Source organism: Geodermatophilus amargosae, assembly GCF_900116515.1.
In the GTDB taxonomy this organism is placed as follows: domain Bacteria; phylum Actinomycetota; class Actinomycetes; order Mycobacteriales; family Geodermatophilaceae; genus Geodermatophilus; species Geodermatophilus amargosae.
Genome location: NZ_FPBA01000016.1, coordinates 1 through 15,657, shown reverse-complemented (window position 1 = coordinate 15,657; position 15,657 = coordinate 1). Strand labels below are relative to the sequence as shown.

Sequence of the window (15,657 nt, the reverse complement as noted above, 5' to 3'; positions counted from 1 at the left end):
TCCTCCTACTGGGGGTGCAGGCGGACCGCGACCAGGGCGACGTCGTCCTGGAGGCCCTCGGGGCGCAGCCGGGAGACCAGCGCGTCGCACAGCCGGTCCAGCGGGAGGTCGGCGAGGCGGGCCAGCGCGGTGCGCAGCAGCCCGATGCCGTCGTCGAGCAGCAGGTCCCGGCCCTCGACCAGCCCGTCGGTGTAGAGCAGCAGCGTCGAGCCGCGCGGTACCTCGACCGCCGCGGACGTCCGCCGGGCGGCCGGGTCGACGCCGAGCATGAGCTGGCCGCGCTCGGTGCCCAGCTCGCGCACCTCGCCGCCGGGCAGGAGCAGCAGCGGCGGCGGGTGGCCGGCGTTGGACCAGCGCAGCGTCGTCGTCCCGGCCGCGCGCTGCGCCGGCGTCTGCTCCACCCGCGCGACCACCGCGGTGGCCATCGAGCCCATGCGCAGCGCGTCGATGGCACCGTCGAGCTCGACGAGGACGGCGTCGGGCGGGACGTCGCCGCGGTACGCGATCCCGCGCAGCATGCCGCGCAGCTGGCCCATCGTCGCGGCCGCCTCGGTGTCGTGGCCGACGACGTCGCCGATGACGAGCACGGTGGCGCCGTCGGGCTGCAGGAAGGCGTCGTACCAGTCCCCGCCGACCTGGGCGGCCTCCACCGCCGGCTGGTACCGGACGACGATCTCGGCGTCGTCGGGCTGCGGCGGCGCGGTGAGCATGCTGCGCTGCAGCGCCTCGGCCAGCCGCCGCTGCTGGTCGAACAGCCGGGCGTTGTCCAACGCCAGCGCGACGCGGTCGGCGACCTCGCGGGCCGCGGACACCTCCTCGGCGTTCGCGGCGGGCCGGTCGGCGCCGCGGTAGACGCTCAGCGCGCCGAGCGTGCGTCCGCGGGCCAGCAGCGGCAGCGTGACGGCCGTCCGCGGGGCCAGCGCGTCGAAGGCGTCGCGCACCTCGCCCTCGGGCAGCGTCGGGCGGATCACCCCCGGGACGTCGGCGACGGTCAGCAACCGGCCCGACCCCAGGGCCTGCAGCACCGGCGCGTCCGGGGCGATCGAGGCCAGCCGCAGGTCGGCGTAGGAGGCGGTGGTCCCGCGCAGCGCCGGGTCGCGGTGCCAGCTCGCGACGTCGCGCATCCGGCCGTCCTCGCCGGTGGACAGCGTGAGGATCACCCAGTCGCCCAGCACCGGGACCACGGCCTCGGCGACCCGCTGCAGCGCCGGCTCCTCGGCCCCGCCGGAGCCCAGCGACGCCGACATGAGCGCGCTGACCTCCGCGACCAGGGCGAGCCGCGCGGCGCTGTCGCGGGCCCGCTGCTCGGCGGCGCGCCGCTCGGTGACGTCGAGGAAGTAGACCGACAGCCCGTCGGGCCCCGGCCACGCGCGCACCTCGTACCAGGCGTCCAGCGGCGGCGGGTAGTAGGCCTCGAAGACCCGCTCCTCGCCGCGCTCCATCACCGCGCGGTAGTTGACCTCGAAGTCGCTGCCGACCGCGGCCGGGAACAGCGCCCAGACGTCACCGCCGAGGAGCTCGTCGCGGCCGCGGCGCAGCACCCGCTCGGCCTCGGCGTTGACGTAGGTGAACCGCCACTCGCGGTCGAGGGCGAAGAACGCCGAGCGCATCGTCTCGAGCACCCGGGACACGCGGGCGTCGCCCTCGCGCAACCGGGTGGTGTCGATGCCGGCACCGAGCAGCCGGACCGCCGTCCCGCGGTCGTCGGCCAGCGCGCGGCCGCGGCCCTGCACCCAGCGGGTCTCACCGGAGGGCAGGACCACGCGGAACTCCGCGTCGTAAGCACCGCAGGTGTCGATGGCGTCCTGCAGGGCGCCGAGGGTGCGCTCGCGGTCGTCGGGGTGCAGCCGCACGGCGAAGGCGTCGATCGTCTCGTCGAAGCCGTCGGCGTCGTAGCCGAAGATCGTCAGGAGCGCGTCGTCCCAGGAGAGCTTCCCGGTCACGAGGTCCCAGTCGAAGCTGCCGATGCCGGCGGCGTCGATGGCCAGCTCGAAGCGCAGCCGGCTGACCTCGGGGTCGTCGGGGAGCACGGACAGCGGGCGGGGCGCCGCCCCAGGCGACCCCGGACGCTGCTCGGGGACGGTCACGGGCAGCGGGGTCCATTCCTACGGGGGCGGTGGTACGCCGTCCTTTGTCCCATGCCGGGGCTGCGGATCACAACCCGTGTGCCGGAGCCGACACCGGGTGCGCACGCGCCGGAGCCCCGGCCACGCTCGGCGGGCCGGGGCTCCGGACGGTGCGTCAGGCGGCCGGCGTGACGCCGAAGCCGGCCAGCCAGTCCTGGACGACGGGGATGTCGACCCGCTACAGGCCGTCGATGTACCGGCAGTTGCTCGTGTAGCCGTAGCTGGTCACCGTGACGACGTTCCCCGACGGGCCGAAGGCGGGCCCGCCCGAGTCTCCGAAGCAGGTGCCACCGCCGCCGCGGTCGTCGTGCTCGTTGCCGTTGACCTGCAGGATCTGCGCGGTCAGCTTCTGCCCGACGACGTCGGTGTAGCGGCGCACCAGCGGATAGCTCATCGGCGTCGGCTTCTGCGGGCCGGAGTCGGCCTGCCGCACCTCGGTGCCGTAACCGACCGCGGTGAAGGTCGTCCGGTTCAGCCGCGGCTGGGCGTACTGGTCCAGCTCGTTCGGCGCGGCGAGCTGCGCCGGCTCGATGCCGGTGACCGGCTCGTCGAGGACGATCACGCCGACGTCGTTCCAGTTGTCCTGGTCGGTGAAGTCCGAGTACTCCGGGTGGGTGTAGGCGGTGCCCGGGTACCAGTCCGAGCCGTCGGTCTCCTCGTCCCCCCTGTAGCCCGCGGCCGGGTCCGAGGCGACCGGCAGGACGGCGGGATCGCCGGGGCCGGGTGGCGTCTGCGCGATGTCCGGGTCGAAGGTGACGAGGGTCGTGCCCTCCGTCCCGGACGTGCAGTGCGCCGCCGTGAGCACCACCGTCGGGGACACGAGCGTCCCCGAGCAGCGGTAGCGGACACCGTCATCGTAGAAGGCCAGCATCCCGACGTTCTCGTAGACGTCGGTGCTGTCGACCGTGCCCCCGGTGACCGCGCCGGCAGGCGCCGGGGCGACCAGTCCGACCGTGAGCAGTGCAGCGGTGCCCGTGAGCACCGCCTTCGTGCGTGCGTACGTCCTCGTCCCCTCGTCGCGGTGGAGGTCCTCCACGGAGGGGAACGAACCGGGTACGGAGAGGATGCGCAACTCGGCGGGTCGGTCCCCGGGACGCCGAGGGGCGCCCCCGGCGGCCCGGACCGGCGTCGGTGCCGGTCGGGCCGCGCGGGAGCGCCCGTCGTCTCGTCCCGTCGCACTCCGCCGCCGGGCCCGGGGCCTGCGTCCACCGTCCTCGTCGCGGCGCCGGGCCTGGCGACCGCGGCCGGTTCCCTGCGGGCGTCCACCTCGGCCGGCGGGCCGTTCCCGGGCCGCCGGTCGCCTGCCCCGGCCGGGTCGTGCGCGGTCAGAGACCCGGGGGGACGACGGGGCGGGTCGTCTCCCGCCGGGCACCGGCAGGACCCGGTCCTCCTCGCCGCGGCGGCCGTCGCCGGGCAGCCGCGCCGCCGGCGTCCGGGCCTCCCGGGAGGGTCCGCGCGCTGCCCTCGTGCGGGGCAGTCGGCGGGGGGTCGAGGCCGGATCGTCGTGCGGAGGGGTCTGCTGCCGGCGGCGGGGGGACCCGCTGCCGGTCGCCGCGCCGCGGTGCGGTCCGGAGCCTCCCTGGAGGGTCCGCGCGCTGTCCTCGGCAGAGGCAGTCGGCGGGGGTCGAGGCCGGATCGTCGTGCGGAGAGGTCGGTCGGCGGCGGGGTGCCGCGGAGGAGGGCCAGGGGCGGCCGTGGTCGGCCGGGGGGTGGAACTGCTCGGGGAGCGGGCCGGCGGTCCGGCCACCCGCGGGGGAAGGGGGTGGCCGGGCCCGTCGAGCACGTCGACGAGGGTGCGGACGCACGTCCCCGGGGAGGGGGCGCGCTGCGGATCAGTCGGGAGCCGGTGGCGGCGGCCGGGGGGAGCCCCGCGCCGGGTGCCCGCCCGGGTCGCCCCGGGTGCGCACCGCACCGGCGGTGCCGGGTGGGTCGGGCGCCCGCGCCATCGGCCGCCCTGCGGCGGGCCGCGCCGGCCAGCCGGCCGGGGCCAGCGCCGGGCCCGCGGAGCGGGGGGCGGCGGGACGGGACGGGACCGGCCGGGCGGAGCCGGCCGGGGACAGCGCCGCAGCGGGGGAAGACGCCGCGGGCTGGACCGTGGGGGTGCTCGGGAGCTCGGTGAGCACCACGGGGCCGTTCGGAGCGGGAGCGGGGGCCGGTGCGGGGGCGGCCGGGCGCGGGCGGCCCCAGGCCAGGTGCTCGCCGTCGGTGCCGGCGCCCCACAGCGCCAGCCGGCGGACCAGGCCCGGCCCGGCGGGCGGGACGACGACGGGAGCGGTCGGCCAGGCGGTGTGCGCACCGTCCGGGCCCGCGCCCCACAGCGCCAGCCGGCGGACCAGGCCCGGCCCGGCGGGCGGGACGACGACGGGAGCGGTCGGCCAGGCGGTGTGCGCACCGTCCGGGCCCGCGCCCCACAGCGCCAGCCGCCGCACCGACGCGCGCAGCCGGGTGCGCCAGCGGGGAACCGGCACGGGCGCGGCGGCGGTGGCGACCGGGACCGCGGCGACCGGGACCGCGGCGACCGGGACCGCGGCGACCGGGGCGGGGGCCGCCGGGACGGCCGCCGGCGGGACCGGCCGCGGGCGCGGGACCGGCACCGGACGGGCCACCGGCAGCGGGCGCAGCGCACGCGGCGCGCCCGGCGAGCGGATGACCACCGCGCGGCGGGGGCGCGGCCGCTGCGGCAGCTCGTGCGCCCGGTCGAGCAGGCCGAGGAGGCCGGCCAGGCCCAGGTCGCCCGGCAGCGTCGCCGACGACGGGGCAGGTGCCCGGTCGATCGCCATGCCGTCCTCCTGGGGGGTCTGTGTCCGCAGCAGGGGAAGGTGCTGCGGACGAGGAGAACGGTAGGGACGGCGGGCCTCGCGGACGGTCGATCGGGACACCCCCTGGAGACCCCGTGACGCAACCGTTGTGGGGCTCTGACCAGCGGGTTGACGACCCATCGCCGGCGGCGATCACTTGTCGACCCGTCGACGGCCGGCGAGCGCGGACGGCCGCCGCGGGGCCTCCGGTCACCCCGGGACACGCGCCGCCGCACCCGGCGTGTCGCCGGTCCACCCGTGTCACCGGAACGGCGTGGTCCGGTTGCCGGGCCTCCCAGGCCTACCCGGACTCGATCGGTGACCGACCGGCCCGCCGCGGACACGGCCGGAACGAGCACCGACGAACCCGACACGAAGCTGCGCCGCGCCGTCACCGGCCGCTGCTCTACCTGTTCATCCTCGGCGACGTCCTGGGTGCCGGCGTCTACGCGCTGGTCGGCGAGGTCGCGGGCGAGGTCGGCGGGGCGATCTGGGTGCCGCTGCTGGTCGCGCTGCTGCTGGCGCTGCTGACCGCGGCCTCCTACGCGGAGCTGGTCACGACGTATCCCCGCGCCGGCGGCTCGGCGGTCTTCGCCGAGCGCGTGTTCCGCTCGCCGGTGGTGGCCTTCCTCGTCGGCTTCTGCATGCTCGCCGCCGGCGTCACCAGCGCCGCGGGCCTCGCGCTGGCCTTCGCCGGCGACTACCTGGGCGTGTTCCTCGACGTGCCGGCCGCACCGGCCGCGCTGGTGTTCCTGCTGGCCGTGGCGCTGCTCAACGCCCGCGGCATCCAGGAGTCGCTGCGCGCCAACCTGGTGATGACGCTGGTGGAGAGCTCGGGCCTGGTGCTCGTCGTCGTCCTCGGCGCGGTGGTGCTGTCCCGCGGCGACGGCGACCTCGGCCGGTCGGTGGAGTTCCCGCCCGGGGTGTCAGCGGGGACGGCGGTGCTGTCGGCGGCGCTGCTGGCCTACTACTCCTTCGTCGGGTTCGAGACGTCGGCCAACGTCGCCGAGGAGGTCCGCGACGTGCGGCGGGTCTACCCGCGGGCGCTGTTCGGGGCGCTGCTCACCGCCGGGCTGGTCTACGTGCTGGTCGGCATCGCCGCGGCGGTGGTGCTCCCGCCCGGCGACCTGGCCGGCTCCAGCGGGCCGCTGCTCGAGGTGGTCCGGGCCGCCGACGCCGGCATCCCCGACCGGCTGTTCAGCCTGGTCGCCCTGATCGCCGTCGCCAACGGCGCGCTGCTCACCATGATCATGGCCAGTCGGCATGGCGTACGGGCTGGCCGAGCAGCGCCTGCTGCCGGCGGTCCTGGGTCGGGTGCTGCCGCGCCGCCGGACGCCGTGGGTGGCCATCGCCGTCACCACGCTGGTGGCCATGGGCCTGAGCCTGGCCGGCGACCTGGCCACGCTGGCCAACACGGTGGTGCTCCTGCTGCTGTTCGTCTTCATCAGCACCAACACCGCGGTGCTGGTGCTGCGCCGTGACCGGGTCGAGGCCCCGCACTTCCGGGTGCCGTTCGTGGTGCCGGTGCTGGGGATCGCCTCGTGCCTGCTCCTGCTGTGGCAGCAGGAGGCCCGGACCTGGACCTTCGCGGGGATCCTGCTCGCCGTCGGGGTGCTGCTCTACCTGGTGACCGCCCTGCCGCGGCGCCGGGCCGAGGCCCGGGAGCGCACGCCGGTCAGCTGAGGCGGGCGCGCACCGCCCCTGCGAGGCGGGCCGCGGCACCGGCGTCGGTGGTGAGGAACAGGCTCGGCTCGGTCAGCTCCACCTCGATGACCTGCGGCGCGCCGTCCTCGCCGGGCACGAGGTCGACCCGGGCGTAGAGCGGCACCGTGCCGGTCCGCTCCCCCACCCACGCCAGCACGCGGTCGCCGAGCGCCTGCTGCTCCGCGGTGGCGGTGCGGGGGGTGATCTCCTCCTCGGCGTACAGGCCCGGGCCCAGTGCCTCCCCCGCCAGCAGGGCGCCCTTGCCGAACGCGTGGCTCGCCGCGCCGTCGAGGTAGACGAGGCCGGTCTCGCCCTCGGCGTCGAGCCGGTCGAGGTAGGGCTGCACCATGACCGCCCGGCCGCTCGCCAGGATGCCGCCCGCGGCCGCCCGGGCGTCCGCCCGCTCCGCGGAGGAGAAGCGGGCGGTGTCGCGGGCGCCGGCCGACACGACCGGCTTGACCACCACGTCGCCGGGCCAGCGGGCCAGGGCGGCGTCCACCCCGCCCGGCTCCTCGGCCCACGCGGTGGGCACCACGGGCACCCCGGTGGCGGCGAGCTCGCGCAGGTAGCGCTTGTCGGTGTTCCAGGCCAGGACGGCGGCCGGGTTGAGCAGCCGGGTCCCGGACTCCACGCGCCGAGCCCAGGTGAGGAACTCGTCGCGGCGCGGTGCGTAGTCCCAGGCCGACCGGACCACGACGGCGGCCGCGGCGGCCCAGTCGACGTCGCCGTCGGCCCAGTCGGCGGACGACGCCGCGAGCCCCTCGGCGGCCAGTGCGGCGAGCAGCAGCGGCTCGTCCTCGTCCCTCCCGGCGGCGGCGGCACAGCTGGCGAGGAGCACGTCGGGCACGGCGCTATCCTGCCGCACGCCGGTTGCGAGGATGGCCGGGTGGCTCCTCCCCCTGCGCGACCCCTGGTGATCGACACCGACCCCGGCATCGACGACGCCCTCGCGATCCTCCTGGCGCTGGGCAGCCCGGAGGTCGACCTGCGCCTGGTCACCACCGTGCACGGCAACGTGGAGCTGCCGCAGACGACGGACAACGCGCTGCGGGTGCTGCACCTGGCCGGCCGCTCCGACGTCCCGGTGGCGGCGGGTGCCGCCGAGTCGCTGGTGTTCCCGCAGCCCGAGCGCGCCGGGCACGTGCACGGCGTCACCGGCCTGGGCGGCGTGGAGCTGCCGCCCTCCCCCGCCGCGGTCGACCCGCGCCCGGCCGTCGTCGCGCTGGCCGAGCTGCTCATGGCCTCCGACGAGCCGGTGACGGTGGCCGCCATCGGGCCGTGGACGAACGTCGCGCTGCTGCTGGGCACCTATCCCGAGGCGGCCGCGCGGATCGGCCGGCTGGTGCTCATGGGCGGCTCGGCCGGCCGCGGCGGCAACGTCACCGCCGCGGCCGAGTTCAACGTGTGGTCCGACCCGGAGGCCGCGGCGCGGGTGCTCGGCTCCACCATCCCCACGGTGCTCGTCGGCCTGGACGTCACGATCCCCACCGTGCTGGACGAGGACGGCGTCGCCCGCTTCGCCGCGGCGGGGCCGGTCGGGGCCACGGCGGCGGCGATCCTGCAGCAGTACCTCGACCACGCCCGGACGGCGTACGGCACCTCGGGCGTCGTCGTCCACGACGCCCTGGCGCTCACCGAGGCGATCGCGCCGGGCACGCTGGGCACCGTCCGCCGCGACGTCGTCGTCGACACCGGCAACGGGCCCTCGCGCGGGCAGACGCTGGTGGACCGCCGGTCGGTGTCGGACTCCCCCACCGCGGTCGACGTCGCCGAGACCGTGGACAGCGCCGCGGCCGTCGAGTTCCTGGTCGCCCGGCTGGCCGGCCTCGCCGCGCGGGTGGGTTGAGGCGTCCTAGCGCCTCGGCGGCCCGACGACGGAGTCGACGATGCCCGCGGCGATGTCGCGCAGCTTGCGGTTGTAGCGCTGCGACGCCTCGCGCAGCAGGTCGAAGGCCGCGTCGGCGTCGACGTGCCGCTGGGCCATGAGCACGCCCTTGGCCTGCTCGATGACCGCCCGCGACTGCATCGCCAGCTCCATGTTGCGGGCGTGCTCGCCCAGCAGGGCGTGCGCGTCGGCGTTGGCGACGGCGACGGCGACCGCCTCGGCCACCTCGCGGGCGGCCTCGGCGGACTCCTCCGAGGCGAAGGCACTCGGCTTCGTCGAGTAGTTGTTCAGCGCGCCGATCGTGGTGCCCTGGTAGGGCAGCGGCATCGACAGCGAGCTGCGGACGCCGACCTCCACGACGCGGGCGACGTAGGTCGGCCACCGGGTCTCGGTGTGCGTGTCGTCGATCCGCAGGACCACCCCGGCCCGGCCGGCGTCGAGGCACGGGCCGTAGCCCTCGTCGTACTGCAGCTCGTCGGCGGCCAGGGACATCTCGCCGTGGTGGGCGGCCGTGGTGGCCGTGTCACCGCGGACGAGGGTGATCGACGTCGACTCGGCACCCGGGACGTGCTCGGCCGCGAGCCGGGTGACCTGGCCGAGCACGTCACCGAGCTCCCGCTCGGCGAGCTGCAGCCGGCTCAGCGCGCGCCACAGGTCCTCCACGCAGCCCATCCTGCCCGTCCCGGGGCCGGACCGGCAGCCGGGGAGCCGTCGCGTGCGGGCGGACGAGGCCCCCGCCGCTGCGGCGGGGAACGGTTTCGGTCAGGATGGACGCCGGTCGTGCGGAGCAGACGCGAGGAGTGGGCGATGGGCCAGGAGACGTGGCCGTGCGCTCACGTGCCCTCGGTGGCCGGCGACGTCTGGCACTGGCAGCTCGAGGCCATGCACGTCGTCTCCCGGGTGCGCTCCGACCTGCGGGCCCGCATCGCCCACCCGTCGGTCAGCACGTCGTCGACGGAGGACGCGCGCGACGGGCTGCTGCTGGTGTTCGAGGAGCTCGCGTCCAACGCGCTGCGGCACGGCGGCGGCGACGTCCGGGCGCTGGTGGTGGCCAGCTCCGCGGGCTGGCTGCTCGACCTCAGCGACGAGGCGCCCGACCGCCCGCCGGTGCCCGCTGTCGACCGCGACCCCTCGCTGGGCGGGATGGGGCTGCACCTGGTGGCGCAGCTGTCGGTCGACTACGGCTGGGAGAAGCGCCCGGGCCGCAAGCACGTGTGGGCGCGGCTGCCCTCGGGCCTGCAGCCGATCGAGGGCTTCGGCGGCCGGGTGCCCGAGCCGCGCGCGCCGGAGATCCCGCGCGACTGACCGCCCCCAGCGGCCGGCGGCCCGCGCGCTCTGCTCGCGCAGCGCCCGGAACACCCGGTGCTCGCGACGTCCGTGTGCCGCCCTCTGTGCCCGGGAGCCCTCGTGGGCCCCGGGGCACGGTGGCCGCCGGGTCGCGGGCAGCTCAGGCGGAGTCGGCCACCGGTGCGTCGTCGTGCTCGGCGCGGGCACAGTGCGCGCAGCAGTAGAAGGAGCCCTCCACGACGACGCCGTGGCCGACCACCTTCACCCCGCAGTGCTCGCAGATCGGCGCCATGCGGTGGATGGCGCACTCGAAGCTGTCGAAGGTGTGCCGCGCCCCCTGGGCCACCACCTCGAAGCTCATGTCGTAGTCGTTGCCGCAGACCTCGCAGACCGCCATGCCCCCTGTGTGCCCCGGCGCACCGGTGCGGACACCGGGAGCGGGCAGCTCAGGCGGGTGCGGCGGTGGCGACGGCGTTCCGGGTCGCCTTCGCCGCGTAGAGGCAGCGGTCGGCGCCCGCGGTGAGAGCGGTGGGGGTGGTGGTGGCGTCGGCCCCGTCGGCCACCGCGACGCCGAGGGAGACGCTGAGCTCTCCCGGGTCGAACCCCGGGCAGCCGCAGCGCGAGCGTCGCACGGCGCAGCCGCTCGGCGAGCGCCACGGCCCGTCCCCGCGGGCGGCGGAGGCACAGGCCCGCGCCAGCTCGGGGTCCCAGCGGCGGCGGTTGGCCAGGCCGGTCAGCGGCTCCTCGTCCGGGATCAGCTGCTGCGGCGGGCGGTCCAGTTCGAGACGAAGTCGCGCAGGCTGCGGGTGGGCCGCAGCCAGGCGCCGTCCGGCGGGAGCGCGTCGAGCCGGACCCGGTCCAGCGGGGCGGCGAAGGCCCCGGGGACGTCCTCGATGTCGATGAACTCGAGCAGGTCGGAGCTGATGGCGTAGCCGGCCACCTCGCTGAAGGCCACGACGACGACCTGCGTGCCCGTGCGCGCGAGGTCCTCGAGCGGCTCGGCGAAGTTGCGCCCGTCGCCGGAGAAGACGACCAGCCGCCGCAGCCGGTGGCTGTGCGTGCGCACCTCGATGTGGTCGAGCATCGCCTGGTCGATGTCGTCGTCGGGCTGGCTCTTGGGCCGGGCGAAGACGGCGTAGCCGAAGCCGCGCAGCGCCTCCACCCAGCGCTGCAGCGAGCCGACGACCGGCGGGATGTTGGCGAAGACGCAGGCCTCGACCTCGGGTGCGTCCGGAGCGGCCGGGTCACCGGCGGCGTCGACGAACCAGGCGGCGATCGCGTCGAAACGCGGTCGGGAGGCGGCGGTGGGCCGGGCGCCGATGACCGTCGACAGGGTCATGTCGATGTTGGGCGCGTCCCAGATCAGCAGGTCCAGCGCCGGCCGCCCGCGCCCCTCGTCGGGCTGCGGCTCGGTGACGGTGGCCTCTTCGCTGATCGTGGTCACAGGGGCAGTCTGCCCGGTCGGTTCCGTCGCCGTGACCGGTACGGGGGTCGGGGCGGTGTGTGGGGCGAGAGGTGTGGCGGGGGGTGCGGCCGGTGGCGGTCCCGCCGGCGCGGTGGCCCGGCGGACCGCACGCCGCCGGAGCGACCCGGTCATCCACTCCCCCTCCGCAGTGCCGTCCGCGCGGTCCTCAGCCCAGCTGCCCGGCGAGCGCCATGGCGCAGGAGTCCCCGCCACCCTCCTCCACGCGGTGCGCCCAGCGCTCGACGTCCCCGGCGGCCATCGGGTGGGCCAGCAGGTACCCCTGGGCGGAGTCGCAGCCGGCCTCGCGGACCATCCGCAGGTGGTCAGCCGTCTCCACACCCTCGGCGACCGACTTGATGCCCATGGTGTGCGCGAGTTCGACGATCGCCCCGAAGACCGCCCCGGTGCCCCCGGCGGCCAGCCGCTCGGCCGCCGTGATGAGCGAGCGGTCGATCTTCAGCGTCCCGATGGGGAGCGCCATGAGCTGGGCCAGCGAGGACCACCCGGTGCCGAAGTCGTCGATCGCGACCCGCACGCCGAAGCCGCGCAGGACGGCGAGCTGGTCCTCGGCGCGGGTCGGGTCCTCGGCCACGCAGGTCTCGGTCAGCTCGAGCATGAGCTGCTCGGCCGCGAGGCCCGACGCGTGCAGCGCCGCCCGGACGTCGCGCACCAGCGTCTCGGTGGAGAAGTGGCGGGCGCTGATGTTGACCGCCATCCGCAGCTGGAGGCCCTGCCGCGCCCAGTCGGCGGCCTGGCGGGTGGTCTCGCGCAGCAGCCAGCGGGTGATCGGGATGAGCTGACCGGTCTCCTCGGCCACCGAGAGGAAGGCGTCGGGCGCGAGCAGGCCGCGCTCGGGGTGCTGCCAGCGCAGCAACGCCTCCACGCCCTCGACCGCGCCGGTGTCCAGCCGCACGACCGGTTGGTAGTGGACGACGAACTGGTCGAGGGCGCCGTCGCGCAGCCGGGTGGCGACGTCCATGCGCCACCGGGCGGCGTCCCGCAGGCCGGGGGAGAACAGGTGCACGCGGTCGCGGCCGGCCGCCTTGGCCTCGTACCCCGCGGCGTCGGCGTCGCTGAGGAGCTGGTGGGCGTGGCGCACGCCGTCCTGGGCGACGGCGACCCCGATGCTCGCCGAGACCGGGACCGAGACGCCTGCGGCGATGAAGGGACGGGCGAAGGAGCGCTGCAGACGGAAGGCGAGCGACGCCGCCTCCGACGTGTCGCAGGAGTGCGCCAGGACGACGAACTGGTCGCCGCCGAGCCGGCCGACGGCGTCGCCGGGGCGGACCTGCTTCGCCAGGCGGGCGCCCACCTGGCGCAGCAACTCGTCGCCGACCTCGTGGCCGAGCGAGTCGTTGATGGTCTTGAAGCCGTCGACGTCGAGGAAGAGCAGCGCGGGGCGGGCGGCGTCGTCGGCCAGGGCCTCGCTGATCAGCTCCAGGAGCCGCGCGCGGTTGGGCAGTCCGGTCAGGTCGTCGTGGGTGGCCTGCCAGGCCAGGCGCTGCTGGTCGCGGACCCGTTCGCTGATGTCGGTGTGCGTGACCACGAGCTGCCCGGTTTCGTCCACCGGGGCAGCTTGCAGCCGCCACCAGGTGGTGCCGTCGGCGAGCCGCTGGGAGTAGTCGGCGGCGAAGGTGCGGGTGGGCCCGCCGGACGGTGCGACGCGCAGCTCGGCCAGTCCTCCCGCGATGCGGGCGAGGTCGTCGGGTACGAGGCCCTGGGCGATCCGCGCCACGTAGTCGTCACCGATCCCCGCGACCTCCCAGCCGGCCTCGCGCACGAGGTGGTCGTTGGCGGCCCACCCCCGGTTGACGCTGCGGATCCGGCCGACGCGGTCGAGCAGCACGGTCGGGGAGGGGAGGGCGTCCAGGACGGCGGTGGTCTGCCGCAGCGCGTGCGCCTGGGCGGCCTGCGCGCGGTGCCGCGAGTCGACGTCGCGTACGAACACCACCAGGCCGGTGGCGTCTGCGGAGGCGCGGACCTCGAACCAGCGGTCCCGCGGCCGGTGCAGGTACTCGAAGACGCGCGGACGGCCGTCCTCCATCGCGCCGCGGGCCTCGGCCTCGAACTCGGTGCCCCGGAGATCGGGGATGCACTCGAGCACGGTCCTGCCCAGCACGGTGTCGGCCGGCCTGTTCAGCAGCACCTCGGCGGCGGCGTTGAGCCAGGTGAACCGCCACGAGCGGTCGAGGTGGTAGACGGCGTCCGGGACGCTGGCCAGCAGGTGCGGCGGCGCGGCCGCACCCGCGTGGTCGGATAAGTGCACGCGTGATCTCTCCCCCTGGCGCACGCAGGCCCCCGCTACGCAGGTTCCGGTGTCGGACCGGGACGATGGGAAGTCGGTCCGTGCGCGACGCCTACCCGAGAGTAACGGAGCACCCGGCTGTCAGGCAGGGTCGATCGTTGATCGCTCCACGATCCGTCCCGCGGGAACGCCGGAGGGCAGCGTGCCGAGCACCGATCCCCAGTCCCCGCCCAGGCGGGTGGCGCAGAAGGCGTCGGCGACCTCGGGCGGCGCGGAACGGAGCAGGAGCGAGCCCTGCAGGCACTGGGCCAGCAGGCCGGCCACCCGGCGGGCCCGCAGCGGCAGCCCCTCGGGGTCGCCGAGCTCGGCGGAGAGCCGCTTCACCGCGTCGTCGAACCGGGCGTCGACACCACGGGCCAGCTCGATCTCGGCCGTGACGGCGGCCACCGACTCGCTGCTGCGGCCCAGCGCCCGCAGGACGTCGAGCGCGATGACGTTGCCCGAGCCCTCCCAGATCGAGTTCAGCGGGGCCTGCCGGTAGAGCCGGGGCATGCCCGACTCCTCGACGTAGCCGTTGCCTCCCAGGACCTCCAGCGCCTCGCCGACGACGGCCGGGGTGCGCTTGCAGACGAGGAACTTCGCGGCGGCGCCGGCCAGCCGGAGGAACGCCCGCTCGCCGCCGTCGAGCGCCGCGGCCAGCCGGACGGCCAGCGCCGTGGCGGCCTCGCTCTCGACGGCGAGGTCGGCGAGCACGTTCTGCATGAGCGGCTGGTCGGCCAGCAGTGCGCCGAACGCGGAGCGGTGGCGGGCGTGGTGGATCGCCTGGGTGAGCGCCGCGCGGACCGTGGCCGCCGAGCCGATGACGCAGTCCAGCCGGGTCGTGTTGACCATCTCGATGATCGTCGGCACGCCCCGGCCGGGCTCGCCCACCAGCCAGCCGGTGGTGCCGTCGAACTCGACCTCGCTGGAGGCGTTGGCGCGGTCGCCGAGCTTGTCCTTGAGGCGCTGCAGCCGGAAGACGTTGCGGGTGCCGTCGGGGAGCACCCGCGGGACGAGGAAGCAGGACACGCCCTCGTCGAGCTGGGCGAGGACGAGGAACAGGTCGCTCATGGGGGCGCTGGTGAACCACTTGTGCCCGGTGAGCGAGTGGCTGCCGTCGGCGTTCGCGACGGCGCGGGTGGTGTTGGACCGGACGTCGGAGCCGCCCTGCTTCTCGGTCATGCCCATGCCCGTGACCAGGCCCGGCTTGACCGCGGGGTCGGTGAGACCGGATCGGTACCCGGTCGCGGTGAGGCCGGGCTCGTAGCGGGCGGCGAGCGCGGGGGTGGCGCGGAGCGCCGGGACGGCGGCGTAGGTCATCGTCACCGGGCAGCCGTGGCCGGCCTCGACCTGGGTCCAGCCGAGGTAGCCGACGGCGCGGCGCACGTGCGCGTGCCGGTGACCGGCGTCGGCCGCGGCCCAGGGCGCGCCGGCGAGGCCGTGCTCGAACGCCGTCCGCATCAGCTCGTGCCAGGCGGGGTGGAACTCCACCTCGTCGATCCGGTGGCCGTAGCGGTCGTGCGTGCGGAGCACCGGGCGGTTCTCGTCGGCCAGCCGGCCCCACTCGCGCGCCTGCTCGCTGCCGGCGACGGCGCCGAGGTCCGCCAGCGAGGTGAGCGTCGCCTCGTCGGCGTGCCGGACGCAGGCCTCGGCCAGCGCCACGTCCCCGGCGATCGGGTCGTGGCCCACCAGGGGCGGGACCTGGTTGGTGACCTCGTGCGTCGCACTCACGCCGGGCACCGTACGACGGCGACTGTCACTGCGGTCACACCGTCGGCCCGTTCCACGTGGAACGGCGGACCCGCGGCCCCACGCTCGTTCAGCCGACCGTCGGCGTCAGTAGGGCGGCGGGTCGTCGGCCGGCGCCATGCCGTTCGGCTCGGGCTCACCCGTCGGCGGATCGGGCGCCGCCGGTGGTGGTCGCAGGCCCAGCGGGCGGGTCGTCCGCGTGATCCCGGAGGGCGTCGTCACGGTGAGGACGCCGTCGGGGCTCATGTGGAACCGCCAGCCTCTGGCGAAGGTCTTCAGGCGGTGGTGGCTGCGGCACAGGCAGCACAGGTTGGCGCAGTCGGTGGCGCCGCCGCAGGTGTGCGGGATGACGTGGTCGG

General features: G+C 76.2%; 13 protein-coding genes and 1 pseudogene. 3 read left to right on the top strand and 11 right to left on the bottom strand.

The window, feature by feature from the left end; all coding sequences use genetic code 11:
* Window positions 1-5 precede the first annotated feature (5 nt).
* From BM414_RS18700 to BM414_RS18690, 3 genes are all read right to left on the bottom strand, one after another.
* The gene (locus BM414_RS18700) at window positions 6-2,087 is read right to left on the bottom strand and encodes a SpoIIE family protein phosphatase (RefSeq protein ID WP_245784824.1); all 2,082 of its coding nucleotides are present in this window, start codon (window positions 2,085-2,087) and stop codon (window positions 6-8) included.
* A 217-nt stretch (window positions 2,088-2,304) separates the two neighbouring features.
* The gene (locus BM414_RS18695; protein WP_217644807.1) at window positions 2,305-3,162 is read right to left on the bottom strand and encodes a S1 family peptidase; all 858 of its coding nucleotides are present in this window, start codon (window positions 3,160-3,162) and stop codon (window positions 2,305-2,307) included.
* Window positions 3,163-3,958: 796 nt separating this feature from the next.
* Window positions 3,959-4,906: a hypothetical protein gene (locus BM414_RS18690; RefSeq protein ID WP_093581794.1), complete on the bottom strand. Its 948-nt coding sequence runs from the start codon at window positions 4,904-4,906 to the stop codon at window positions 3,959-3,961.
* Between BM414_RS18690 and BM414_RS31630 the strand changes: the two are divergent.
* Window positions 4,888-6,607: pseudogene (locus BM414_RS31630) on the top strand (APC family permease). The gene BM414_RS18690 and the pseudogene BM414_RS31630 overlap by 19 nt on opposite strands.
* Here BM414_RS31630 and BM414_RS18680 read toward each other — a convergent pair.
* Window positions 6,600-7,475 carry an ATP-grasp domain-containing protein gene (locus BM414_RS18680; protein ID WP_093581792.1) on the bottom strand — a complete coding sequence of 292 codons (876 nt, stop codon included), beginning with the start codon at window positions 7,473-7,475 and terminating at the stop codon, window positions 6,600-6,602. The pseudogene BM414_RS31630 and the gene BM414_RS18680 overlap by 8 nt on opposite strands.
* 39 nt (window positions 7,476-7,514) lie before the next feature.
* Here BM414_RS18680 and BM414_RS18675 point away from each other — a divergent pair, with 39 nt between their 5' ends.
* Entirely contained in the window at window positions 7,515-8,474 is a 960-nt protein-coding gene (locus BM414_RS18675; RefSeq protein ID WP_093581790.1) for a nucleoside hydrolase, read from the top strand.
* Between the two features lie 6 nt (window positions 8,475-8,480).
* Here the strand turns inward: BM414_RS18675 and BM414_RS18670 are convergent, their stop codons facing one another.
* Window positions 8,481-9,185: a GAF and ANTAR domain-containing protein gene (locus BM414_RS18670; RefSeq protein ID WP_425432361.1), complete on the bottom strand. Its 705-nt coding sequence runs from the start codon at window positions 9,183-9,185 to the stop codon at window positions 8,481-8,483.
* A gap of 135 nt (window positions 9,186-9,320) precedes the next feature.
* On the opposite strand from BM414_RS18670, the gene BM414_RS18665 reads away from it, so the two are divergent.
* On the top strand, window positions 9,321-9,818 hold the full coding sequence (locus BM414_RS18665; protein ID WP_093581786.1) for an ATP-binding protein: 498 nt from the start codon (window positions 9,321-9,323) through the stop codon (window positions 9,816-9,818).
* Between the two features lie 142 nt (window positions 9,819-9,960).
* Here the strand turns inward: BM414_RS18665 and BM414_RS18660 are convergent, their stop codons facing one another.
* The 6 genes from BM414_RS18660 to BM414_RS18635 form a co-directional block, all read right to left on the bottom strand.
* Entirely contained in the window at window positions 9,961-10,197 is a 237-nt protein-coding gene (locus BM414_RS18660; protein WP_093581784.1) for a hypothetical protein, read from the bottom strand.
* 49 nt (window positions 10,198-10,246) lie between these two features.
* Window positions 10,247-10,432 carry a hypothetical protein gene (locus BM414_RS18655; protein WP_093581782.1) on the bottom strand — a complete coding sequence of 62 codons (186 nt, stop codon included), beginning with the start codon at window positions 10,430-10,432 and terminating at the stop codon, window positions 10,247-10,249.
* Window positions 10,433-10,554: 122 nt separating this feature from the next.
* Window positions 10,555-11,244, bottom strand: a complete 690-nt coding sequence (locus tag BM414_RS18650; protein WP_245784823.1) for an NYN domain-containing protein — start codon at window positions 11,242-11,244, stop codon at window positions 10,555-10,557.
* A gap of 187 nt (window positions 11,245-11,431) precedes the next feature.
* Entirely contained in the window at window positions 11,432-13,531 is a 2,100-nt protein-coding gene (locus tag BM414_RS18645) for a putative bifunctional diguanylate cyclase/phosphodiesterase (RefSeq protein ID WP_093581778.1), read from the bottom strand.
* A 120-nt stretch (window positions 13,532-13,651) separates the two neighbouring features.
* Window positions 13,652-15,280, bottom strand: a complete 1,629-nt coding sequence (locus BM414_RS18640; protein ID WP_093581776.1) for an acyl-CoA dehydrogenase family protein — start codon at window positions 15,278-15,280, stop codon at window positions 13,652-13,654.
* A gap of 105 nt (window positions 15,281-15,385) precedes the next feature.
* Window positions 15,386-15,657 (bottom strand): HNH endonuclease (locus tag BM414_RS18635; RefSeq protein WP_139245947.1); only part of this gene is annotated, 272 nt, incomplete at its 5' end.

What these genes read in the sequence shown, in the direction of transcription:
- BM414_RS18665 (WP_093581786.1), top strand. Translation starts at nt 9,321, where the DNA reads ATGGGCCAGGAGACGTGGCCGTGCGCTCACGTGCCCTCGGTGGCCGGC.
- BM414_RS18660 (WP_093581784.1), bottom strand. Translation starts at nt 10,197, where the DNA reads ATGGCGGTCTGCGAGGTCTGCGGCAACGACTACGACATGAGCTTCGAG.
- BM414_RS18690 (WP_093581794.1), bottom strand. Translation starts at nt 4,906, where the DNA reads ATGGCGATCGACCGGGCACCTGCCCCGTCGTCGGCGACGCTGCCGGGC.
- BM414_RS18670 (WP_425432361.1), bottom strand. Translation starts at nt 9,185, where the DNA reads ATGGGCTGCGTGGAGGACCTGTGGCGCGCGCTGAGCCGGCTGCAGCTC.